We start from the raw sequence: 22,887 nt of genomic DNA on the forward strand, positions 1-22,887 counted from the left end.
CCGGGACGCGATAGCGTCTCATGACAAGGAGTGACCGATCGAGGCGCCCGGGAGGCGACTAGCGATGAGCAAGGTCCGGGAGCTGCCCGACGGGCCGATGGACGAGACGGGCCTGACGCAGCGGCAGCGCATGGTGCTGGAGGTGATCCGCGACTCGGTCCAGCGCCGCGGATACCCGCCGTCGATGCGCGAGATCGGCGAGGCCGTGGGGCTGACCAGCACGTCCAGCGTGTCGCACCAGCTCCGGTCGCTCCAGCGCAAGGGCTTCCTGCGGCGCGACCCCAACCGCCCGCGCGCGGTCGAGGTGCGGGTGCCGGGCACGACGCCGGTGCGCACCGAGGAGGACGCCTTCGAGGCCGCGGGTGGCCAGCCGGCCACGGCGCAGCCCGCGCCCGCCTACGTCCCGCTCGTCGGCCGGATCGCCGCCGGCGGCCCGATCCTCGCCGAGGAGGCCGTCGAGGACGTGTTCACGCTGCCCAAGCAGCTCGTCGGCGAGGGCACCCACTTCCTGCTGAAGGTCACCGGCGACTCGATGATCGAGGCCGCGATCGCGGACGGCGACTGGGTGGTCGTCCGGCAGCAGCCGGTGGCCGAGCAGGGCGACATCGTGGCCGCCATGATCGACGGCGAGGCCACCGTGAAGACGTTCAAGCGCCGCGACGGCCACATCTGGCTCATGCCGCAGAACTCCGCCTACGAGCCGATCCCCGGCGACGAGGCGTCCGTTCTCGGCCGCGTCGTCGCCGTCCTCCGCAAGATGTAGCGGGCATGCCGACGGGCCGCCGGAGGCTCTCCGGCGGCCCGTCGGCATGCCCTCCGGCGCTCGCGAGCCTCCCCCGCGCCCCCGGGTGGGGGCGCGGGGCCGGCGGTCAGCGCTTGGGAACGATGTTGACGATCTTGGGGGCGCGGACGATGATCTTCATGATCTCGGCGCCGCCCAGCGCGTCCTGGACCCTGGCGGAGGCCAGCGCGCGGCGCTCCAGCTCCTCCTCGGCGATGCCGGGCGGCACCTCCAGCCGGTCGCGGACCTTGCCGGCGATCTGGACGACGCAGGTGACCGACTCCTCCACCAGCAGCGCCGGGTCGGCCGACGGCCAGCCCGCCCGGATCACCGGGGCGGTGCGGCCCAGCAGCTCCCACGCCTCGTCGGCGGTGTAGGGCGCGAACAGCGACAGCAGGACCGTGATCGTCTCGGCGGCCTCGCGGACGGCCGGGTCGGCGGCGCCGGGGCCGGAGTCGATGGCCTTGCGGGTCGCGGTGACCAGCTCCATGATCCGCGCGATCGCGACGTTGAACCGCTCCGTCTCGACCAGCGTGGTGGCCTCGTCGACGGTGCGGGCGGTGACGCGGCGCAGCGCCGTGTCGCCGGTCGCGGGGTCGGCGCCCGGCGCGGACGAGACCTCGGCGGCGATCCGGTGCACGCGGGACAGGAACTTCGACATGCCGTGCGGGGACACGTCCGCCCAGTCGATGTCGTCCTCGGGCGGACCGGAGAACAGGATCGCCAGCCGGACGACGTCCACGCCGAACTCGCCGATCTGCTCGCCCAGGTCGACGCCGTTGCCCAGCGACTTCGACATCGACTTGCCCTGGTTGATCACCTGGCCCTGGTTCAGCAGCCGGCGGAACGGCTCGGTGAACTCGACCATGCCCATGTCGTACAGGACCTTGGTGAAGAACCGGCTGTACAGCAGGTGCAGGATGGCGTGCTCGACGCCGCCGGTGTACTGGTCGACGGGCATCCAGCGGCGGACCTGGTCGACGTCGAACGGGCCGCCCTCGTAGCCGGGCGAGCAGTAGCGGAAGTAGTACCAGGACGAGTCGACGAACGTGTCCATGGTGTCGGTGTCGCGGGTGGCGGCGCCGCCGCACTTGGGGCACTCGGTGTTGACCCAGTCGGACGCGGCGGCCAGCGGCGAGGTGCCCTTCGGGGCCAGGTCGGCGCCGCGCAGGCCCTCGGGCAGCCGCACCGGCAGCTGATCGTCCGGGACGGGGACCTCGCCGCACGCCTCGCAGTGCACGATCGGGATCGGGCAGCCCCAGAACCGCTGCCGGGACACCAGCCAGTCGCGCAGCCGGAAGTTGACGGACGCGCGGCCGGTGCCACGCTCCTCCAGGATCTCGGTGATGCGGGCGATGCCGGCGGTCTTGGTCAGCCCGTCGATGGGCCCGGAGTTGACGATGGCGCCGTCGCCGGGGGTGGCGACGCCGGTCTCGGCGGGGTCGTCCAGCCCGGTCTCGACGACGACGCGGACGGGCAGCCCGAACTTCAGCGCGAAGTCCAGGTCGCGCTGGTCGTGCGCGGGGACGGCCATGATCGCGCCGTGCCCGTACTCGGCCAGCACGTAGTCCGACGCCCAGACCGGCAGCCGCTCGCCGTTGACCGGGTTGACCGCGTAGCGGCCCAGGAACACGCCGGTCTTCTCGCGCTCGGTGGACAGCCGCTCGATCTCGCTCTCGCGCGAGACCTCCTCGCGGTAGGCCTCGAACGCGGCCCGGTGGTCGGGGTGGCAGATCTCCTCGGCCAGCGGCGCGTCGGCGGCGACGACCATGAACGTGGCGCCGTACAGGGTGTCGGGGCGGGTGGTGTAGACCGTGACGGGCTCGTCGCGCCCCTCGATCACGAAGTCGACGTCGGCGCCGGTGGAGCGGCCGATCCAGTTGCGCTGCATCAGCAGGACGCGCTCGGGCCACTTGCCCTCCAGCTGCGCCATGTCGTCCAGCAGCCGGTCGGCGTAGTCGGTGATCTTGAAGTACCACTGGGTCAGCACGCGCTTCTCGACCAGCGCGCCGCACCGCTCGCAGTGCCCGCCGACCACCTGCTCGTTGGCCAGGACGGTCTGGTCCTTCGGGCACCAGTTGACGTGCCCGCCCTTGCGGTAGGCCAGGCCCCGCTCGTAGAAGCGCAGGAACAGCCACTGCGTCCACTTGTAATACTCGGGGTCGGACGTGTGCAGGCGCCGCGACCAGTCGAACGACGGCGCGTACCGCTGGAACGAGGCCGCCTGCGTCTCGATGTTGGCGTACGTCCACTCGGCGGGGTGCGAGTCGCGCTTGATGGCGGCGTTCTCCGCGGGCAGGCCGAAGGAGTCCCACCCGATGGGGTGCAGGACGTTGTAGCCGCGCTGCAGCCAGTAGCGGGCGGGGACGTCCCCGATGGCGAAGGCCTCGGCGTGCCCCATGTGCAGGTCGCCGCTGGGGTAGGGGAACATGTCCAGCGCGTAGCGCCGCTCGGTGCCGGTGTCCTTCTCATCGGCCGCGAACGGGTCGAGCTCCGCCCAGCGGGCCTGCCACTTGTCCTGAACCGCCCGTGGGTCGTACTGCTCGTCGCTGCTCACGCTTACAGACTCCGCTTCGTGCTTCTGGGCTCGTGCTTTCTCGGGCCTGGGCCGTCCGCCGACATGAAACGGCCCCTCGCACAGGAGGGGCCACCGCGCTGACGTCAGTGCGTCAACGCGGTCCTTCGAGGAGCAGCCTGGCTGACATACATCAAGAGTAGCGCAGCCGCAAGCCCTTCCGCCGGTGGTTAACCGCGCACGGCGCCGCGCCGGCGGGGCGGAACGGTGAAACGGCACGTCAAGGCGCCGGAAAAGATGGCCTTCACGTGGTCCAGTACAGCAAGATGTGCGGAACCGTTCGTAGACTCGGCGGTAACTAACCGGCCGGTCACCTTTCCGCGCGAGGAGTACCATGCTCAACCTGTCCGTGCTGCTGGAGGACGCCGCCAGGGAGACGCCCGACCGGGACGCCGTGGTGTTCGGCGACCTGCGGCTCTCCTACGCGTTCATCGACTCGGTCGCCAACCAGGTCGCGAACCTGCTGCGGTCGCGGGGCATCGGACCGGGCGACAAGGTGGCCCTGTCGACCCCCAACCTCCCCTACTTCCCGATGGTGTACTTCGGCGCGCTGAAGGCGGGCGCGGTCGTCGTCCCGCTGAACGTCCTGCTCAAGCCGCGCGAGATCGCCTACCACCTGGACGACTCGGACGCCAAGGCGCTCTTCTGCTTCGAGGGGACGCCCGAGCTGCCGCTCGGCGAGATGGGGTACGCCGGCTTCGGGCAGGCCGACGGGTGCGAGCACTACTTCCTGCTGCCCGCGAACCCGGCGGCGACCGAATCGCCGATCGAGGGCGCCGAGCTGTTCTGGGCGGCCCTCGCCGGGCAGCCGGGCACGTTCGACACCGCGCTGACCGGGCCGGACGACACCGCCGTGATCATCTACACCAGCGGGACGACCGGGCAGCCCAAGGGCGCGGAGCTGACGCACAGCAACCTGCTGTCCAACGCCATGGTGGACGACACGCTCTTCTACCGGACGCTGCACGACACCTCGCTCGTGACGTTGCCGCTGTTCCACATCTTCGGGCAGACCTGCGTGATGAACGTGGGCTTCTACCGGCGCGCGACGCTGGTGATGCAGCCGCGGTTCGACGCCAGGCAGGCGGTCGAGCTGATGGTGAAGGAGAAGGTGAACATCTTCGCCGGCGTCCCCACGATGTACTGGGGGCTGCTGACCGACGACACGTCCGCCGAGGACGTCGCGACGATCAAGGAGAACCTGCGGGTCGCGGTGTCGGGCGGGTCGGCGCTGCCGATGGAGGTCCTGAAGGGGATCAAGCAGAAGTTCGACGTGGACGTCCTGGAGGGCTACGGCCTGTCGGAGACGTCGCCGGTCGCCTCGTTCAACCGCCCGGACCGCCCGACCAAGCCCGGCTCGATCGGCCTGCCCGTCTGGGGCGTCGAGATGAAGCTGATCGACGACGACTGGAAGGAGATCGAGGGCGAGGGGCCCGGCGAGATCGCCATCCGGGGGCACAACATCATGAAGGGCTACTACAACCGGCCCGAGGCGACCGAGTCGTCCATCAGGGACGGCTGGTTCCGCACCGGCGACGTGGCCCGCCGCGACGAGGACGGCTACTACTACATCATCGACCGCTCCAAGGACATGATCATCCGGGGCGGCTACAACGTGTACCCGCGCGAGCTGGAAGAGGTCCTGCTGACCCACCCGGACGTGTCGCTGGCCGCGGTCGTGGGCGTCGAGCACCCCTCGCACGGGGAGGAGATCAAGGCGTACGTGATCCGCAAGCCGGGCGCCACCGTCACCGAGGACGAGCTGGTCGCGTGGGGCAAGGAGCAGTTCGCCAACTACAAGTACCCGCGGATCGTGGAGTTCCGCGACGAGCTGCCGATGACCGCCACCGGCAAGATCCTCAAGCGCGAGCTGCGCTAGCCGGCGGGCGGGGGCCGGGGCCTCAGCGCACGCTGAGGTCCTGGGTCCCGACGACGCGCAGCAGCTTCATCGCCTCGTGGGACGGCGTGCCCGGCGCGGTGGTGTAGAGGACGACCCGCTGGTCGCGTTCGGGCACGTAGAGCACGTCGCAGTGCATCTCCAGCGCGCCGGCGACGGGATGCGTCATGAGTTTGCGGCCGCCGCGCCTGATCCCGACCTCGCCCTCGTCCCACAGGCGGGCGAACAGCGGGCTGCGGGCGGAGACCCCGGCGACCAACCCGGCGATGCCGGGATCGCCGGGGTAGCGGCCGGACGCCGCGCGCAGGTCCGCGACGAGCTCGCGCGCGAGTTCCCTGACGTACTCGTCGGTCTCGTACCGCTCGGCGGCGGGGCCGGTGAACATCCAGCGGACGACGTTGCGGTCGCGGGGCTCCATCGCGGCGAAGTCGGTCATGAGCGCCGCGGCGAGGGGGTTCCAGGCGAGGATGTCCCCCCGGGCGTTCAGCACGTAGGCGGGTGTGTCGTCGAGCCGTTCCAGCAGGTGCAGGATGCCCGGCGGGACGTCCTGCGAGGGTCCGTTCGGCGGTTCCGGCGGCTCGCCCGCCAGGTTGTAGAGGTGGCCGCGCTCGTCGTCGGTCAGCCTCAGCGCACGTGCCAGCGCGCCCAGGATCTGCCGGGACGGGCGCGGGCCGCGCCCCTGCTCCAGCCGTATGTAGTAGTCCACCGACATGCCCGCGAGCTGGGCGACCTCCTCCCGGCGCAGGCCCGGGGTGCGGCGCCGCGTCCCGCCGGGGAGCCCGACGTCCGCGGGGCGGATGCGGGCGCGGCGGGAGCGCAGGAACGCCGCCATCTCCTTGCGGTCCATGCGTCCAGCATGTCCGACGGCGCGGCGGCGCCGCCAGGCCGAGGGTGGTACCGCCGGTCCCAGCCTCGGCCGGTCTCTCCTCGGCGCCGGAGCCGCCGGTGAGGCTGGACGGCATGACGACCGAGATCGCACTCATCACCGGGGCCAACAAGGGCATCGGCCTGGAGACGGCCCGCATCCTCGGCCGGGACGGGATCACCGTCCTGCTCGGGGCCCGTTCCGCCGAGCACGGCGAGCGGGCGGCGGCCGCGCTGGGCGGGGAGGGGATCGACGCCCGCTTCGTCCGCCTCGACGTCACCGACGCCGGGACCGTCGAGGCCGCCGCCAAGCTGATCGACGCCGAGTTCGGACGGCTCGACATCCTGATCAACAACGCCGGGATCACGACGACGGGCGCGACCGGCCACGCGCCGAGCCGGACGGCGCCGGACCTGGTCCGGGCCGCGTTCGAGGTCAACGTGTTCGGCGTCGTCGCGGTCACCAACGCGATGCTGCCGCTGCTGCGCCGCTCCCCCGCCGGGCGGATCGTGAACGTCTCCAGCGAGCTCGGGTCGCTGACCTTGCACAGCGACCCGTCCAGCGCCGTCCACGGCGTGAACCTGCTGCCCTACAACGCGTCCAAGTCGGCGCTGAACGCCGTCACCGTCGCCTATGCCAAGGAACTGGCCGGCACCTCGGTCACGGTGAACGCCGCCACGCCCGGCTACTGCGCGACGGACCTGAACGAGCACGCCGGGCACCGGACGGCCGCGCAGGGCGCCTCCGTGATCGCCGGAGTGGCCGTGCTCGGCGCGGACGGCCCGACGGGTGCGTATCTCGCCGAGGACGGCCCCCTCCCCTGGTGACAGGAGCCCGACCGGCCGGTGGCGGCTAGCCGGTGGTGGCTAGAAGGTGTAGGGCAGGCGCTTGATCCCGTTGATGAAGTTGGACTCCAGCCGGTCGGGCTCGGCGGAGGCGCGGATGTCCGGCGTCCGGCGCAGCAGCTCGCGGAACATCACGGTGATCTCGCGCCTGGCCAGGTGGGCCCCGAGGCAGAAGTGCGGACCGGGCCCGCCGAACCCGACGTGCGAGCTGGTGTCGCGCAGGATGTCGAACTTGTCCGGCTCGGTGAACACCGACTCGTCGCGGTTGCCCGACCAGTAGTAGAGGACGAGCTTGTCGCCCTCCTTGATCTCGTGCTCGTTGAGCATGGTGTCGCGGGTGGCCGTGCGGCGCATCCAGATGACCGGCGACACGTACCGGACGATCTCCTCGATCGCGCCCGCGATGCGGCCGTCGAAGTCCGCGGTGAGCAGCGCCCGCTGGTCGGGGTTGCGGGTGAACAGGTCGAGGCCGTGCGCGATGGCGTTGCGCGTGGTCTCGTTGCCCGCGACGACCAGCAGGATGAAGAAGGAACCGAGTTCCTGGTCGCTGAGGGACTCACCGTCGACGTTGGCATTCACCAGCGCGGACGTCAGGTCGTCGGTGGGCTTCTCGCGGCGCTGCCGGCCGAGGTCCTCGACGATGCCCTTGAGCGTCTCGCCCGCGCCGAGCAGCGCCATCGCCATCTGCTCGGCGCTCCCGGACGGGACGAACTCGGGGTCGTTCCCGGCGAGGATGACGTTGGTGGCGTCCAGGACGGTCTGGTAGTGCTCCTCGCCGATGCCCATCATGTCGCAGATGATCCGCAGCGGGAGGCGCGCGGCGACGTCGGAGACGAAGTCGCCGGTGCCGCCGCCCGCCGCCATGTTCTCGACGATCTCGCCCGCGACGCTCTCGACCTTGTCCTCGAACCGCTGGATCATGCGCGGGGAGAACGCCCGGGACACGATCCGGCGGATCTTGGCGTGCCGCGGGTCGTCCATGCTGATCATCGAGCCGAAGTACTCGTGCATGTCCCCGGGCATGTCCGGGATGCTGATGGCGCCCTTGCCGGAGCAGAAGTCCTGCGGGCGGCGGGACGCCTCGACGATGTCGGCGTGCCGGGTCAGCGCGTAGTAGCCGGGCCCCTGCGGCATGATGACGATGTCGGGTTCCTCGAAGTGCACCAGCTCCGAGTGCCAGCGGAGGGCCTTGAACGCCTCGTGCCGGTACTCGTGCGGCCGCCGCCAGAACTCCCAGTCGGTCAGGTTGATGTCCTCGACCTTGAGCACGCGCCCCACCACCTCGTCACTTTCCGAACGCCATTCGGTTTACATGTAGCCTCTCAGAGTAAAGCCATGAACGCACACTGATCGAGATGGTGACCCGCCTCACATTAGCCCTGCCGGGCCCGGAACGCCCCGGACCCGGCGTCCCGGTCATATCCGGGCCCACGCCTCCGTCAGCACCGACCGCAGGATCTGCTCGATCTCGTCGAAGTGGGACTGGTCGCAGACCAGGGGCGGCGCCAGCTGCACGACCGGGTCGCCGCGGTCGTCGGCGCGGCAGTACAGCCCGGCCTCGTAGAGCGCCTTGTCGAGGAAGCCGCGCAGCAGCCGCTCGCACTCGTCGTCGCCGAACGTCTCCCGGGTGTCCCGGTCCTTCACCAGCTCGATGCCGTAGAAGTAGCCCTCGCCGCGGACGTCCCCGACGATCGGCAGGTCGAGGAGGCGCTCCAGCGTGCCCCGGAACGCGTCCCGGTTGCGCGTGACGTGGCCGGTCAGGTCCTCGCGCTCGAACAGGTCGAGGTTGGCGAGCGCGACGGCCGCCGCCACCGGGTGGCCGCCGAAGGTGTAGCCGTGCGCGAACATCTCCGTCCCGTGCCGGAACGGCTCGAAGAGGCGGTCGGTGACGATCATGCCGCCGAGCGGCGCGTACCCCGAGGTCACGCCCTTGGCGAAGGTGATGATGTCCGGCGTGTAGCCGTAGCGCTGCGCGCCGAACATCGTGCCGAGGCGGCCGAACGCGCAGATCACCTCGTCCGACACCAGCAGCACGTCGTGCCGGTCGCAGATCTCCCGGACGCGCTCGAAGTAGCCGGGGGGCGGCGGGAAGCAGCCGCCCGCGTTCTGCACCGGCTCCAGGAACACGGCGGCGACCGTGTCCGGGCCCTCGAACTCGATGGCCTCCTCGACGCGGTCGGCGGCCCAGCGGCCGAACGCCTCCGGGTCGTCGCGGTGCTCGGCCGCCCGGTAGATGTTGGTGTTCGGCACCCGGAACGCGCTCGGCACGAGCGGCTCGAACGGGGCCTTCAGGTCGGGCAGCCCGGTCAGCGACAGCGCGCCGTGCGGGGTGCCGTGGTAGGCGACCGCGCGGCTGATCACCTTGTGCTTCGCCGGCTTGCCGGTCATCTTGAAGTACTGCTTGGCGAGCTTCCAGGCGCTCTCGACCGCGTCGCCGCCGCCGGTGGTGAAGAAGACGCGGTTCAGGCCGCCGGGCGCGAGGCCGGCCAGCCGCTCGGCCAGCTCCACGGCCTTCGGGTGCGCGTACGACCAGATCGGGAAGTAGGCCAGCTCGGCGGCCTGCTTGGCCGCGGCCTGCGCCAGCTCCTCCCGGCCGTGCCCGGCCTGGACGGTGAACAGCCCGGACAGCCCGTCCAGGTAGCGGCGGCCGGCCGAGTCGTACACGTACGGGCCGTCGCCCCGGACGATCATGGGGATCTCGGCGCCGCCCTGGGACCCCGCGTGGCGCGCGAAGTGCATCCACAGATGGTCGCGCGCCGCCCTCTGCATCGTGTCGTGCTGCTGGCTGGTCACGTCCGGCTCCGTCATCACGTTCCCTCAGTGCGATCGATCCAGTTGTCTCGATGCTAAGTGAGTGCGGAATCCGCTGTAAATAGATAGTGAGACACCGATATCCGAAGGTTAGCCGCCCCGACTGCCGGCCCCGCGGCGGCGCCGGGTAGCGTGCGCCGCGAACCGAGGAGGCGGACATGAGCGACATCACGACCGGATCGGTCAGGGCGAACGGGCTCGACTTCGGATACCTCACGGCGGGCCCCGCGGACGGCCCCCTGGCGCTGCTCCTGCACGGCTTCCCCGACTCCCCGCACACCTGGCGGCACCTCATGCCCGAGCTCGCCGCCGCCGGATACCGCGCGGTGGCCCCGTTCATGCGCGGCTACGCGCCCACGTCCGTCCCGGCGGACGGCGCCTTCCAGACCGGCGCGCTCGCCGCCGACGCCGTCGCCCTGCACGAGGCCCTGGGCGGCGGCTCCGACGCCGTCGTCATCGGCCACGACTGGGGCGCCTTCACCACCTACGGCGCCGCCAACGTCGCCCCCGGCCGGTGGCGGAAGGTCGTCGCCATGTCCGTCCCGCCGATGTCGGTGATGGGCACCGCGTTCTTCGACTACGAGCAGCTCAAGCGCTCCTTCTACATCTTCGTCTTCCAGACGCCGCTCGCCGGGATGGCGCTGAACCGCGCATTCGTCGAGGGCCTCTGGCGGGACTGGTCACCGCAGGACGGCCGCGACCGCACCGAGGACGTCGACCACGTCATGGACTGCCTCGCCACGCCCGCCAACGTCGAGGCGGCGATCGGCTACTACCGCGCGATGCTCGACCCGTCCCGCCTCATCGAGCGCTACGCGGCCGAGCAGGAGGCCGCCTCCGCCGTGGGCGAGCTGCCCGTCCTCTACCTGCACGGCGCCGACGACGGCTGCCTCGGCGCCGACGTGGTCGACATGGGCGCGGTCGAGGCCGCGCTGCCGCCCGGCTCCCGCGCCCGGCTCGTCCCGGAGGCCGGCCACTTCCTCCAGCTCGACAACCCGGCGGAGGTCAACGCCCGCATCCTCGAATGGCTCGCCTCGGCCTAGACGCCGCGCGTTGAGGACGGCCGCGGTCAGGGCACGGTGCCGAACGCGGGGACCTGGGCCGGCGACAGGTCCGTCCGGAGGCGGACGTAGCGGACGGCGTGCCGCCATCGCCCGCCCTCGACGGCGGCGTCGCCGCTGAACTCCACGACGGCCTCCGGCTCGGTCCGCACGTAGCGGATCGGCGGATGCGCCCCGTACGGCCCGCCCGCGAACCCGGCGGGCAGCTCGGGCGGCCACGGATGGTCCGGCCCGGCGTGGTGCAGGACGGCGGCGAGGCCGGTGCGGGCGGCCGGCGCCAGCGGGGTCGTCCGCGCGACGACGCGGAGCCGTCCCTCGGCGTCGTAGCGGCCGAGGATCAGCGACTCGGGCGCCTGCCGCGTGCCGGTCACCCCGCCGACGACCGCCTCGGCGGTGACGCGGCGCTTCACCTTCCACCAGCGGCGGCGCCCCTCCAGGTAGGGGCCGTCGGCGTCCTTCACGACCAGGCCCTCGATGCCCTGGCCCGCGAGGGCGTCGAACCAGATCCGCGCCTCCTCGACGTCGGGCGTCTGCGGCGTGACGACCACCAGCGCGCCGGGCGGCTCGTCGCCGAGCAGCGCCTCCAGGACGAGGCGCCGTTCGCGCAGCGGCTCCGGGCGCAGGTCGGCGCCGTCCGATTCGAGGACGTCGAAGACGACGTAGTGGCACGGCTCGGCCCGCGCGAGTTCGCCGCGGCGGCGTCCCGCGACGTGCCGGCGCTGCAGCGCGCCGAAGTCGAGCCGCCCGTCCGGCCCCCAGCGGACGATCTCGCCGTCGACGACCGTGCCCGGCGGCACCCGCTCGCGGACGGCCGTCACGACCTCGGGGAACGCGTCGTTGAACCGGACCCGGCGGCGCGAGGACAGGTGCACCGCGCCCGCCTCGTCCACGATCGCGACCGCGCGGAACCCGTCGAACTTCGGCTCGTACCGGCAGCCGCCCGGGCACGACTGCGGCGGCGGGACGCGGTCGACCGTCGTGGCCAGCATCGGCTTGACCGGGGACCGGATGTGCATGGCCGTCCGTCCCCCCTCGCGCGCTCCTGGTGCACGACTACCCGCGCTGACCTGCGCCGATATCGGGACAGGACGAATGTTGACCGGCGGGAGGTCAGTTCGAGAAGCGCCGGATCAGGACGGCGAGGCGCCGCTCGTGGTGCTCGCGGCGCATGCGGCCGTCGCGCATCAGGGTGACGAGGCCGTGCAGCGCGCTCCAGAAGGTCTCGGTGAGCACCTCCAGGTCGTCCTCGCCGGCGAAGGGCCGGAGGGTGTCGCGCAGCTCGCCGAACGCCTCCCGCAGCGGGGCGGGCGCCTCGGGCGTCGCGAACGGCAGGTCGACGGCGTGGGTGAACATCGCGTCGTAGAGGGCGGGCCTGCGGTCGCCGAAGCCGGCGTAGCACGCGGCGACGTTCGCGAGGGCCTCCGCCGGGCCCGCGGACCCGGCGCGCACCTCGCGGAGTTCCGCCGCGAGCTCGGCGCACCCCTCGACCGCGACCGCCGCCATGATGGCGTCCTTGCCCTTGAAGTGGCGGTAGAGGACGGGCTGGCTGTACTCGATCTCCGCGGCGAGCCGCCGCGTCGTCACCGCGTCCCACCCCTCGGCCTCGGCCAGCTCCCGTGCGGCCGTGACGATCAACCGCTCCCGCTCGGCCCGCTCACGCTCCCGGCGCGTCTGGATCGACATGGCAGCGATTCTAGCAGTGCTAGCGAAGTTGCCATCGCTATGCTAGCGTCGTTCTTGTTCCTAGCACCGCTAGCATCGGAGAGATCATGCTCAGCATCACCGCCTACGCCCTGGCCACCGCGCTCGCCCTGTTCGTCGCCTTCATCGGCGCGCGCTTCCTGATCTCGCCACGGCCGGCGGCGGCCGGCTACGGCGTCCCCTCCGCGGAGGGCGGCACGGCCTACCTGGAGATCAAGGGCCTGCGCGACCTGACGTTCGGCGTCCTCGGCCTCGCCCTGATCGCCTTCGCCGGCGCGCACGCCGCGGGCTGGTACATGCTGGTCGTCGCCCTCGCACCGCTCGGCGACACGCTCATCGTCCTGCGGCACGGCGGGACCAAGGCCACCGCCTTCGGCATCCACTTCGCCACCGCCGTCGTCGTCCTGCTCAGCGCTGCCCTGCTCTTCGCCGTCTGACCGCGCGTTCCGGCAAGCGTTCTCTGATCGTCCGTTCTGCACCGGGAGTGAACATGTCCTTGATCGCGCCGGACTTCGACGAGTCCGTCATCGTCCGTTCCGCGGGCCCGGCGAGGACGCCGACATCCTCATCGTGATCACGCCGGGCGTCGAGCGGTTCGAGTACTTCCGGCACCTGGAGCGCATCGCCTACGGGGCGGTGCCGCCCGAGAGCCTCCTGGACGTCCAGGAGGTCTACGACACCTACTTCCTCGGCAGCGCGGCCTGGGACGACGCCCGCGCCTGAGACGGCCGCCCGTGAAACGCCCGCCCTGAAACGGCGACGAGCCGGCCGGATGATCCGGCCGGCTCGCCCTCGGGAACGGTCCGCGCGTCACGAACCCCAGTCGGGACGCAGCGGCATGTGGCTCGTGCCGTCGTCGTCCAGCTTGACGCCGAGCGTCTGGTGCAGCTGGATCCAGTTCTGGGCGAAGCCGAGCACGCAGCCCGCCATGTAGACGCGCCACACGCGGGCGATGCCCTCGCCGACCTCGGCGACGGCCTCGTCCCAGTGCTCGTCGAGGTTCTCGCACCAGGCGGTCAGCGTGCGGGCGTAGTGCTCGCGCAGGTTCTCCTGGTGCCGGATCTCGAACCCCGCGTCGTTCATCTGCATCTGGACGTAGCCGGGCCCCTCCAGCTCACCGTCCGGGAACACGTAGCGGTTGATGAACCCGTTCTCCTTGCGGGACGGGGCCGTGTTGTCCGGACGCGTGATGGTGTGGTTCAGCATCCGCCCGCCCTTGCGCAGCTTCCCGTACAGGAACGAGAAGTACGACGGCAGGTTCGCCTTGCCGATGTGCTCGGTGAGGCCGATGGAGCTGACCGCGTCGAAGCCGGTCTCGGTCACGTCGCGGTAGTCCATGTGGCGGACCTCCGCGAGATCGGACAGGCCCCGGTCCGCGATCGCCTTCTGCGCCCACTCGGCCTGCTGCTTCGACAGCGTGACGCCGAGCGCCTTGACGCCGTACTCCTTCGCGGCGTGCATCACCATGCCGCCCCAGCCGCAGCCCACGTCCAGCAGCCGCATCCCCGGCTTGAGCGCGATCTTCTTGGCGACCAGGTCGTGCTTGGCGAACTGCGCCTCCTCCAGCGTCGCGTCCGCGTGCGGGTAGCACGCGCACGTGTACGCCATGGAGGGGCCGAGCACCCACTCGTAGAAGGTGTTGGACACGTCGTAGTGGTGGGAGATCGCCTTCGCGTCGCGCTTCTTGGAGTGCCGCAGCCACGACGGGATCCGGCTGAACGGCGCCTCCTGCGGCGGCGGGTCCAGCCGGCGGGAGACCGCGCCGCGCAGCAGCGGGTCGCCCAGGACCGCGCCCGCGATCCGCGCCTTGTCCCGCGGCGTCACGTCGCTCAGCACCTGCTGCATCGTCGTCAGCGCCTTGATCATGTCCCCGTCGACGTCGATCATCCCGGTGACGTAGGCGCGGGCGAGGCCCAGCGCGCCCGGCGAGTGCAGCAGGTACGACACCGCGTACGGCGAACGGACGTCGAACCGGATGTCGGCGCCGGGCACCCCCGCCCGCGATCCGTCGTACGCCGTGAACTCCACTGGCGCCTCAGCCCCGGCGAGCCGCTCGAAGACCCTGGCCAGCGTCATCTTGTTCCCTCCTGTCTCTCCGCCCCGGCCGGTGCCTGCCGGCCCGTTGGGCTCCCCCGATACGGCGGCCGCATGTCAGCGTCCGCGCACGCACTTGTCGTAGAGGTCGAGCAGCCGCTCGCCGGGGTCGTAGGTCCCCTTGAGCCGCCGGTAGGTCTCCCCGTCGTAGTAGCGCCAGAACTCATCCCGGCCGTAGAAGGCGGTCGAGTAGAGGGACTTGTGCCCGTCCAAGGCGGCGACCTTACGTTCGATGAGACGGTTGTGGTACTCGGGGATCTGGCCGGGCGGGATCCGGACCGTCCCCCAGAAGCCCACGTTCACGTACGGCCGCCCCACCTCCAGCGGGTACAGCGGCCACCGCTCCTTCGCCCGGAGCGGGCACAGCCAGATCGGGCTCATGCCGACCTTGTCGTGGAAGAACTCCAAGAACTCGGGCAGCCGCTCGACGGGCACCTCGATGTCCTGGATGACGTCCTCGCGGGGACGCAGGCCGCGCCACCGCTCCGCGCGCGCGACGACGTGGTACCGGCGGTCGTAGGCGACGAGCTTGCGGTACACGTCGGAGCGCTTGAACCTGTCGGGCCACAGCCGCCGGACGGCCGGGTTCTGCACGCCGAACGCGCCCGAGCACCAGAACCAGTCGGTGTCCCAGCGCCAGATGTAGTCGCGGACCGTCAGGAAGTCGACCGACCGCTCCTGGATCGAGCGGTAGTAGATCTGCTGGCCGGTGTAGTCGGACGTGTACGGCACCGAGTCGGCGAAGAAGCCGAGCGTGATGTACTGCTCGCCGGCGCTGAAGACCGTCCCGTCCATGAAGTCGACGGACTCGCCCTCGAACGTGCCCGACTCGGTGATCTCGCCCATCGCCTTGGCCAGCTCGGCGGCGCCGGCGAACCGCAGGTGCCGCAGCCGGACGTACGGGCTGACCGGCCGCAGCTCGATCTTCAGCCGCAGGCTGTAGCCGAGCGTCCCGTAGGAGTTCGGGAACCCGAAGAACAGGTCGGCGTGCTCGTTGTCGCGCGTCGCCGTGACGATCTCGCCGTTGCCGGTGAGGACCTCCATCTCCAGGACGCCCTCGTGCGGCAGGCCGTCCCTGAACGACGTCGACTCGATGCCGAGCCCCGTCACCGCCCCGCCCAGCGTGATCGTCTTCAGCTGCGGGACGACCGTCGGCATCAGCCCGTGCGGCAGCGTCGCGTCGACGAGGTCCTCGTAGGTCGTCATGCCCTGGACCTGCGCGGTGCGCTCGGCGGCGTCGACGCTCAGCACCTTGTCGAACCCGGACACGTCCAGGCCAGGCGCGTCCGTGGGGTCGCGCCACCGGAACAGGTTCGAGGTCCGCTTCGCGAGCCGCACCGGCGTGCCCGCCGGGATCGCCTCGTAGGATCTTCTGAGCGCGTCGACCGCCCGCTGGTGGTCGCCCTTGACCGCAAGCTCCGTCATCTACCCCTCCCCGGACACAGTTAATCGATCATCCCATGCACGGTCCACGTAATTCGGACGTTGCAGGTGTCACAGGTCGGGAGGGGAATAAAGCCACAGGCGTATACATCGGCGTCGTTTCGTCTCCTGGAGGCGACAGAACCGCTACAGGGCGGCCACGTCAACCTTTCCCCGGAGGTGCATGCCGACAAACCCGCCGGGACGCATCACCCGCGACGGCATCGCCGCACGGACGCCAGGGACGCGCGCGGCGTCACTTCACCAGGCGCAGAATCCACGGGTAGCGGAACGTCTGGCCGGTCAGCGCGAAGACCGCCGCGACCGCCGCCAGCACCCACGCCACCGCGTACACGACCCCGCCGATCCCGAGCGTGACGATCGTGACCAGCAGCAGCGTGAGCTGGAAGTTTACCGCCTCCGCCGCCTGCCGCCGGACGTACTCCGACCGCTTGCCGCTCAGCAGCATCAGGACGAGCGGCCCCACGAAGAGCGTCGGGACCGCCACGGCGTGCGCCGCCGCGGCGAGCATCCGGTCCTCGCCCGTCGGCGGCCCGCCCGTCGGCGACCCGCCGTCCCAGGCGACGAGCCGGGCCGGCGCGGGGACCAGGTCCTGCGTCACGGCCCCCAGGTCCCGGCGCGTCCTGGCCGTGATCGCCAGCTGCACGCGCATGTCGAACTCGTCCTCGTCGAGCCGCCCCTCGGCGTACGCGTCCTGAAGACGCTGGATGACAGGTTCGCGCTCGGCGTCCGAAACCCTCAGGTCTCCGCTGGTGTCCATGTCTCCATGCTGGACACGGCCCCGCCGCCGGACCATCAGGGAAGACCCTGAGCCGCCCCTGAATCCTCCCCCTGCCGCATCGTCCTCCCAGTCCGGCCGTACTCCCTCCCGGGGACGAGCCGCCCCCCGTACAGCTCCGACACCGTCACGAACGCGTACCCCTCGGCGGCCAGCCGATCGATGATGCGCGGGACGGCCCGCACCGTCGTCGGGTGGATGTCGTGCATCAGCACGACGTAGCCGGGCCTCACCCGCTTCAGCACCCGCTTCTCCACGTACCCGGTGTCGCGGTGCTCCCAGTCGAGCGGGTCGACCGTCCACAGCACCTGCGCCAGGCCCATGCTTCTCGCGAGCTTCGTCAGCCGCTTCGACACCGACCCGTACGGCGGCCGGAGCAGCACCGGCGTGAACCCGGCCGCCCGCCGGATGGCGTCCTGCGTCCGCGTCAGCTCGGACATGACCGTCGTCTTGGACGCCGTCCCGAGGTCGGCGTGCGTGTAGCTGTGGTCGCCGATCTCGTGCCCGGCCTGGAGCTCCCGCCGGACGAGCTCCGGATGCTTCACGACGTTCTCCCCCACCAGGAAGAACGTCGCCCTGACGTTCTTGGCCGCGAGGACGTCGAGCAGTTCCCCGGTGCTCTCCGCCGGCCCGTCGTCGAACGTCAGCGCCACGCACTTCACCCGTGAGCAGTCCGGCGGCGGGGGCTTCGGCGTCGATTCCGGCTTCGGTTTCGCGTTCGATTCCGGCTTCGGTTTCGGTTTCGGTCGCTCGCGCGCCGGGACGGGCGCGGCGGCGAGCTCCACCCGTCCGGGGTCCGGGGTCCACGTGCTCAACCCCCCGAACACGGCGGCCGCGAGCACGGCGGCGGCCCCCCGCCGGACCAGGTTCGGCCCGTCCATCAACACCCCCGCTGCTGATCCCCCAAGGTCCGCCAGTCTAGGGCGCACGCCCTTGCCAGCCCGGGATTCCGCCGCTGTGTCGGGAACCGGCGCGCCCGAGATGTCGTTATCGTCGTACACCGCTTCCGCACGAGACGACGGGGATGGACGATGAGGTTTCGGGACCGGTTCGGGATCCGCAAGAACCGCGGGTCCACGGTGACGAAGCTCGACCGTGAGGCGACCGACACCGACATCGAGGCGCTGATCGCCTTCGCCCGCTCCCGCCGCGGCGTCGAGTTCTTCGTCGAGCCGGAGACGTTCGCCACCGACACCACCGCCGTCGCCGTCGCGCACGACGGCGAGTGGACCCGCCGCCGCGTCGGCTCCCCCAAGGTCATCGGCAAGGTCGCCCGCGGCCTGGGCCTCCCCGTCTACGACGTCCAGGTCGTCGGCTACCCGCCCCGCATGCGCGCCTGGAACGCCCGCAATCCCGGCCGCCGGATAGACCCCGGCACCCCCGGCGAAGCGGTGGCCCCCTGACCCACCCACCACCCGCACCAGTTGCGGAGACGGATGCGCCGCAGGGGACGCGCGGCCGAGGTCGTCGGCCGGCCTTCGCTGGACGCGGGGGACGCGGCGCGTGCATGAGTTCTTCTGCGGGTTCCTTCTGCTCCATGCAGGGGCGGGCGTGGGGTCGTCAGCTGGCTTTTTGTGGAGGGTCGTCGTAGGCGGCGGCCAGTTGGTCGGAGGTCATGCGCAAGCGGAGTTGGGACGGTGGGATGCCGGCGTTGATCACCTCTCGGAGGATGGCGGCCATCGAGTAGCCGGGGTCGGCGTCCAGCGCGCGTTGGAGGGCGACGTTGGCGAGCCCGCCGTCGCCCGTGGAGTAGGCGGCGAAGGCCAGGAGGGACGCGGGGGCAGGGGCGTAGGCGTCCTCGACGCGGCGGAGGACGTCGCGCCAGAAGGCGATGTCGGCGGCGGGGGCCTCCTCGTCGATGCGGATCCACGCCTCGTCGCGCAGACGCAGGTCGGTGAGCAGGATGCCGAGCCGGGCGACCTCGTCGTCGGTGGGCGGGCTGCCGTTCCGGGCGCGGGTGAGCAGGGCGAGGAGGTAGGCGACGTCTTCGCCGGCGGTGGCGGGCGAGGGGACGCGGGCGAGGCGGCGCCGCTCGGCTCGGGCGGTGGCGCGGCGCATGGCGGTGCGGACGGGGCCTTCGAGGGGCTGGACGGAGCGGACGAGTTCGGCGCGGTCGGCCAGGGCGACGTGGCCCGCGAAGGTCGCCCGCGCGGCGACCACGCTGGCGGAGATGTCGTACGGGGTGCCCTCGGGCGGGCAGCAGTCGTCGTGGCAGGTGAGCGACCACCAGCGGCCGTCGGCGACGCGGATCGCCTCGGCGGCGGGGACGCCCGCGGACGACAGCGCCGCGCGCACGGGGGCGGCGGACTCCGCCACCTCGGCGGCCGGGCCGTACCCGAGCAGGAGCGAGCGGGTGAAGCCGTTGGCCGCCAGGAGCGCGGCGACACGCCCGGCGGCCTCCGCCGCCGGTAAGTCGAGCCGGATCGCGCAGGTGCCGTGGTCGCGGCCCTCGAAGCCGATGACGACGAGGCTGCGGGACGGGTGGAAGCCCAGCAGGTACGGGACGGCCGCGATGGCGTCCTGGGCGCTGCGGATCACGAGAGGTGCCATGCCGTCGACGGTCGCAGCCCCGGTACCGGCGCCGCGACCGGTCCCGCGATTGTGGATAACTCGCGGCGGGACGCGGGTGTCCGCCGCGGGCGGTAGCGTTGGGCGGCGTGCCCGCCCCTGATCTGCTGACCTCCAGCGACACCCAGATTCCGGACATGGCGACCCTTCTCGCCGCAGCCGTCGCGTCCATCGGGGGCGCCGAGCGCCCGGGACAGGTCGAGATGGCGCGGGCGGTGGAGAAGTCCATCGAGTCCGGGGAGCACCTCGCCGCGCAGGCGGGGACGGGGACGGGGAAGTCGCTGGCGTACCTCGTGCCCGCGATCCGGCACGCGGTGGAGAAGCAGACGACCGTGGTCGTCTCGACGGCGACGATCGCGCTGCAGCGCCAGCTCGTCGACCGCGACCTGCCGCGGCTGGCGGAGGCCCTCGGGCCGCTGCTCGGGACGGAGCTCAAGTTCGCGATCCTCAAGGGCCGCCGCAACTACCTGTGCCTGCACCGCGTCCAGACGGGCGTGCCCGAGGAGGAGGACGGGCCGAGCCTTTTCGACCCCCAGCAGCTCTCCTCGCTGGGACGGCAGGTCAAGCGCCTGAACGAGTGGGCCGAGGAGACCGGCACCGGCGACCGGGACGAGCTGGTCCCGGGCGTGAACGAGCAGGCGTGGCGGCAGGTGGCCGTCACGGCGAGGGAGTGCCTGGGCGCGCAGCGGTGCCCGCACGGCACGGAGTGCTTCGCGGAGCTGGCGCGAGCGGAGGCCGGCGAGGCGCACATCGTGGTCACCAATCACGCGCTGCTGGCCATCGACGCCCTGGAGGAGTTCCAGGTCCTGCCCGAGCACGACGTCGTCATCGTGGACGAGGCGCATGAGCTGGTCGACCGGGTCACGTCCGTCGCCACGGGGGACCTGAGCGCGGTCGGGGTCGAGACCGCGGCGCGGCGTTGCGGGCGGCTGCTCGAGGAGTCCGTCGCGGACCGGTTGAAGGAGGCCGCCGAAGGGCTCGGCATCCTTCTCGAGGATCTGCCCCAAGGACGCATGGACGTCCTGTCGTCCGCCCTTGGCACCACCCTCGCCGTCGTCCGGGACGCCGCGCACGCCTGCCTCACGGGGCTCGGGCCGGAGAAGAAGGACTCCGACCCTGGCGACATGGCCGCGCGCAAGGCCGCACGGTCATCGCTGGAGGAACTGCACGACACGGCCGTGCGGATACTGGAGGCGTTCAAGCCCGAGATGGCGCAGCGGTTCGACGTGGTCTGGCTGGAGAAGCCGTTCGTCCAGGACGGGCGGCCGAAGCGTCCGCCGGCGCTGCACGTGGCGCCGATCGGTGTCGGCGGCCTGCTGCGGACCACCCTGTTCGAGCGGCGCACCGCGATCCTGACGTCGGCGACGCTCACGCTGGGCGGGTCGTTCGAGCCGCTCGCGCGCCAGTGGGGCCTGCCGCCGCTGGACGAGAAGGGCCCCAGGGACGCCAAGACCGCCGCCGAGGGCCTCGCGCAGACCGCGACGGAGAAGGACGAGAAGGACGGGGAGGCCGAGGTCGTGTGGTCCGGGCTGGACGCCGGCTCGCCGTTCGACCACCCGAAGGCGGGCATCCTGTACGTCGCGCGGCATCTGCCGCAGCCCGGCCGGGACGGTCTCGCCGACGCCTACCTCACCGAGATCACCGAGCTGATCGAGGCGGCGGGCGGCCGGACGCTCGGCCTGTTCTCCTCGATGCGGGCCGCGCGGCAGGCCGCCGACGAGCTGAAGGACCACCTGTCCCACCCGCTGCTGTGCCAGGGCGAGGACTCCACGTCCCTGCTGGTCAAGCAGTTCGCCGACGACGAGCGGACGTGCCTGTTCGGCACCCTGTCGCTGTGGCAGGGCGTGGACGTCCCCGGCCCGTCGCTGCAGCTCGTCATCATGGACCGCATCCCCTTCCCGCGCCCGGACGACCCGGTGTCGTCGGCGCGGTCGCGGGCGATCGCGGCGCGCGGCGGCAACGGGTTCATGTCGGTGGCCGCCACGCACGCCGCGCTGCTGCTCGCGCAGGGCGCGGGCCGCCTGCTGCGCTCGATGGACGACCGCGGCGTCGTCGCCGTCCTCGACCCGCGCCTCGCCACGGCCCGCTACGGCGGGTTCCTGAAGAACTCGCTGCCGCCGTTCTGGGCCACGACCGACCCCGCCGTGGTCCGCGGAGCCCTCCGCCGCCTGGACGCCGCCGCGGCGGAGGAGGGCTAGCGCCCCTGGCCGGGCGGCGCAGGCCGTCAGCGCCGGGCGGCGCAGGCGTCAGCGCCGGTAGGCGCTCAGGAATTCGCCGATGCGGCCCACGGCGTCCTCCAGGTCGTCGGCGTACTGGAGGGTGACGACGCGGAAGTGGTCGGTGGACGGCCAGTTGAAGCCGGTCCCCTGGACGACGAGGAGCTTCTGCTGTTCGAGCAGGTCGAGGGCGAAGCGCATGTCGTCCTCGATGGGGTACATCTCGGGGTCTAGGCGCGGGAAGACGTAGAGGGCGCCCTGCGGCTTGACGCAGCTGACGCCCGGCAGGTCGTTGAGCAGCTTCCAGGCGCGGTCGCGCTGCTCGCCGAGGCGGCCGGTCGGCAGGACGAGGTCGTCGATGCTCTGGTAGCCGCCGAGCGCGGCCTGGATGGCGTGCTGGCCGGGGACGTTCGGGCACAGCCGCATGTTGGCGAGGATGTCGAGGCCCTCGATGTAGGACTCGGCGTGCTCCTTCGGCCCGGACAGCACGACCCATCCCGAGCGGAACCCGGCGACCCGGTAGTTCTTCGACAGCCCGCCGAAGGTGAGGCACAGCAGGTCGGGCGCCAGGGACGCGATCGGGACGTGCTCGGCGTCGTCGTACAGGATCCGGTCGTAGATCTCGTCCGCGAAGATGATCAGGTTCCGGCGGCGGGCGACCTCGACGACCCGGGCCAGCATCTCGCGCGAGTAGACGGCGCCGGTCGGGTTGTTGGGGTTGATGATGACGAGGGCGCGGGTCCGGTCGCCGATCTTGGACTCGATGTCGTCGAGGCTCGGCTGCCAGCCGTCGTCCTCGTCGCACAGGTAGTGGACGGGCGTGCCGCCGCAGAGGGAGACCGACGCCGTCCACAGCGGGTAGTCGGGCGCGGGGATGAGCACCTCGTCGCCGTCGTTGAGGAGCGCCTGCAGGGTCATGACGATGAGCTCGGACACGCCGTTGCCGAGGTAGACGTCCTCGACGTCGATGCCGGTGACGCCGTTGTCCTCGAAGCGCTGCACGATGGCGCGGCGCGCGGGGAGGATGCCCTTGGAGTCGCTGTAGCCGTGCGCCTCCGGCAGGTTGCGGATCATGTCCTGGAGGAGCTCGGGCGGGGCCTCGAACCCGAACGGCGCCGGGTTGCCGATGTGCAGCTTGAGGATGTTGTGCCCCTCGTTCTCCAACTGCTTGGCGCGCTTCAGCACCGGCCCGCGAATGTCGTAACAGACGTTGATGAGCTTGCCCGACTGGTTGACCTGCATGGAGTCACCA

The 22,887-nt window shown here is 71.6% G+C and carries 20 protein-coding genes; 8 read left to right on the forward strand and 12 right to left on the reverse strand.

Features of this window, described 5'->3' with window-relative positions; translation table 11 throughout:
* Positions 1–64 precede the first annotated feature (64 nt).
* Complete coding sequence (gene lexA / locus SM611_RS36230) at positions 65–763, forward strand: transcriptional repressor LexA (RefSeq protein WP_371954928.1); 699 nt, start codon at positions 65–67, stop codon at positions 761–763.
* Positions 764–869: 106 nt separating this feature from the next.
* On the opposite strand, the gene leuS is transcribed toward lexA, so the two are convergent.
* Complete coding sequence (gene leuS / locus SM611_RS36235; protein WP_371954929.1) at positions 870–3,338, reverse strand: leucine--tRNA ligase; 2,469 nt, start codon at positions 3,336–3,338, stop codon at positions 870–872.
* Positions 3,339–3,690: 352 nt separating this feature from the next.
* Here leuS and SM611_RS36240 point away from each other — a divergent pair, with 352 nt between their 5' ends.
* Positions 3,691–5,235: a long-chain-fatty-acid--CoA ligase gene (locus tag SM611_RS36240; protein WP_371954930.1), complete on the forward strand. Its 1,545-nt coding sequence runs from the start codon at positions 3,691–3,693 to the stop codon at positions 5,233–5,235.
* 22 nt (positions 5,236–5,257) lie between these two features.
* Here the strand turns inward: SM611_RS36240 and SM611_RS36245 are convergent, their stop codons facing one another.
* On the reverse strand, positions 5,258–6,100 hold the full coding sequence (locus SM611_RS36245) for a helix-turn-helix transcriptional regulator (protein ID WP_371954931.1): 843 nt from the start codon (positions 6,098–6,100) through the stop codon (positions 5,258–5,260).
* Between the two features lie 113 nt (positions 6,101–6,213).
* Between SM611_RS36245 and SM611_RS36250 the strand changes: the two genes are divergently transcribed.
* On the forward strand, positions 6,214–6,945 hold the full coding sequence (locus SM611_RS36250; protein WP_371954932.1) for an SDR family oxidoreductase: 732 nt from the start codon (positions 6,214–6,216) through the stop codon (positions 6,943–6,945).
* A 39-nt stretch (positions 6,946–6,984) separates the two neighbouring features.
* On the opposite strand, the gene SM611_RS36255 is transcribed toward SM611_RS36250, so the two are convergent.
* Both SM611_RS36255 and SM611_RS36260 read right to left on the reverse strand, forming a co-directional pair.
* A complete protein-coding gene (locus SM611_RS36255) occupies positions 6,985–8,232 on the reverse strand; it encodes a cytochrome P450 (protein WP_371954933.1) in 1,248 nt (415 codons plus the stop codon).
* Between the two features lie 147 nt (positions 8,233–8,379).
* Positions 8,380–9,771 (reverse strand): aspartate aminotransferase family protein, encoded by a 1,392-nt coding sequence (locus SM611_RS36260; RefSeq protein ID WP_371954934.1) that lies wholly within the window; start codon positions 9,769–9,771, stop codon positions 8,380–8,382.
* Between the two features lie 161 nt (positions 9,772–9,932).
* On the opposite strand from SM611_RS36260, the gene SM611_RS36265 reads away from it, so the two are divergent.
* On the forward strand, positions 9,933–10,817 hold the full coding sequence (locus SM611_RS36265) for an alpha/beta fold hydrolase (RefSeq protein WP_371954935.1): 885 nt from the start codon (positions 9,933–9,935) through the stop codon (positions 10,815–10,817).
* A gap of 26 nt (positions 10,818–10,843) precedes the next feature.
* Here SM611_RS36265 and SM611_RS36270 read toward each other — a convergent pair whose 3' ends face one another.
* Positions 10,844–11,851 carry an ATP-dependent DNA ligase gene (locus SM611_RS36270; RefSeq protein ID WP_371954936.1) on the reverse strand — a complete coding sequence of 336 codons (1,008 nt, stop codon included), beginning with the start codon at positions 11,849–11,851 and terminating at the stop codon, positions 10,844–10,846.
* A gap of 94 nt (positions 11,852–11,945) precedes the next feature.
* Positions 11,946–12,518, reverse strand: a complete 573-nt coding sequence (locus tag SM611_RS36275) for a TetR/AcrR family transcriptional regulator (protein ID WP_371954937.1) — start codon at positions 12,516–12,518, stop codon at positions 11,946–11,948.
* Between the two features lie 86 nt (positions 12,519–12,604).
* On the opposite strand from SM611_RS36275, the gene SM611_RS36280 reads away from it, so the two are divergent.
* Both SM611_RS36280 and SM611_RS36285 read left to right on the forward strand, forming a co-directional pair.
* Positions 12,605–12,973, forward strand: coding sequence for a DUF4267 domain-containing protein (locus SM611_RS36280; protein ID WP_371954938.1), 369 nt, complete (start codon positions 12,605–12,607; stop codon positions 12,971–12,973).
* Between the two features lie 133 nt (positions 12,974–13,106).
* On the forward strand, positions 13,107–13,259 hold the full coding sequence (locus tag SM611_RS36285; protein WP_371954939.1) for a hypothetical protein: 153 nt from the start codon (positions 13,107–13,109) through the stop codon (positions 13,257–13,259).
* Positions 13,260–13,346: 87 nt separating this feature from the next.
* Here the strand turns inward: SM611_RS36285 and SM611_RS36290 are convergent, their stop codons facing one another.
* The 4 genes from SM611_RS36290 to SM611_RS36305 form a co-directional block, all read right to left on the reverse strand.
* On the reverse strand, positions 13,347–14,612 hold the full coding sequence (locus SM611_RS36290; protein ID WP_371954940.1) for a class I SAM-dependent methyltransferase: 1,266 nt from the start codon (positions 14,610–14,612) through the stop codon (positions 13,347–13,349).
* 75 nt (positions 14,613–14,687) lie between these two features.
* On the reverse strand, positions 14,688–16,055 hold the full coding sequence (locus SM611_RS36295) for an FAD-binding oxidoreductase (protein WP_371954941.1): 1,368 nt from the start codon (positions 16,053–16,055) through the stop codon (positions 14,688–14,690).
* Between the two features lie 253 nt (positions 16,056–16,308).
* Positions 16,309–16,833 (reverse strand): DUF1707 domain-containing protein, encoded by a 525-nt coding sequence (locus SM611_RS36300; protein ID WP_371954942.1) that lies wholly within the window; start codon positions 16,831–16,833, stop codon positions 16,309–16,311.
* Between the two features lie 35 nt (positions 16,834–16,868).
* The gene (locus SM611_RS36305) at positions 16,869–17,732 is read right to left on the reverse strand and encodes a polysaccharide deacetylase family protein (protein WP_371954943.1); all 864 of its coding nucleotides are present in this window, start codon (positions 17,730–17,732) and stop codon (positions 16,869–16,871) included.
* Between the two features lie 150 nt (positions 17,733–17,882).
* Between SM611_RS36305 and SM611_RS36310 the strand changes: the two genes are divergently transcribed.
* Positions 17,883–18,254: a hypothetical protein gene (locus SM611_RS36310; protein ID WP_371954944.1), complete on the forward strand. Its 372-nt coding sequence runs from the start codon at positions 17,883–17,885 to the stop codon at positions 18,252–18,254.
* 157 nt (positions 18,255–18,411) lie between these two features.
* Here the strand turns inward: SM611_RS36310 and SM611_RS36315 are convergent, their stop codons facing one another.
* Entirely contained in the window at positions 18,412–19,401 is a 990-nt protein-coding gene (locus SM611_RS36315; RefSeq protein ID WP_371954945.1) for a DUF4192 domain-containing protein, read from the reverse strand.
* A 155-nt stretch (positions 19,402–19,556) separates the two neighbouring features.
* Here SM611_RS36315 and SM611_RS36320 point away from each other — a divergent pair, with 155 nt between their 5' ends.
* Positions 19,557–21,617, forward strand: coding sequence for an ATP-dependent DNA helicase (locus SM611_RS36320; protein ID WP_371954959.1), 2,061 nt, complete (start codon positions 19,557–19,559; stop codon positions 21,615–21,617).
* Positions 21,618–21,665: 48 nt separating this feature from the next.
* Here SM611_RS36320 and SM611_RS36325 read toward each other — a convergent pair whose 3' ends face one another.
* Positions 21,666–22,877: a pyridoxal phosphate-dependent aminotransferase gene (locus tag SM611_RS36325; RefSeq protein WP_371954946.1), complete on the reverse strand. Its 1,212-nt coding sequence runs from the start codon at positions 22,875–22,877 to the stop codon at positions 21,666–21,668.
* Positions 22,878–22,887: the final 10 nt, after the last annotated feature.

The sequence above is a fragment of the Actinomadura monticuli genome, assembly GCF_041463655.1.
Lineage (GTDB): Bacteria > Actinomycetota > Actinomycetes > Streptosporangiales > Streptosporangiaceae > Spirillospora > Spirillospora monticuli.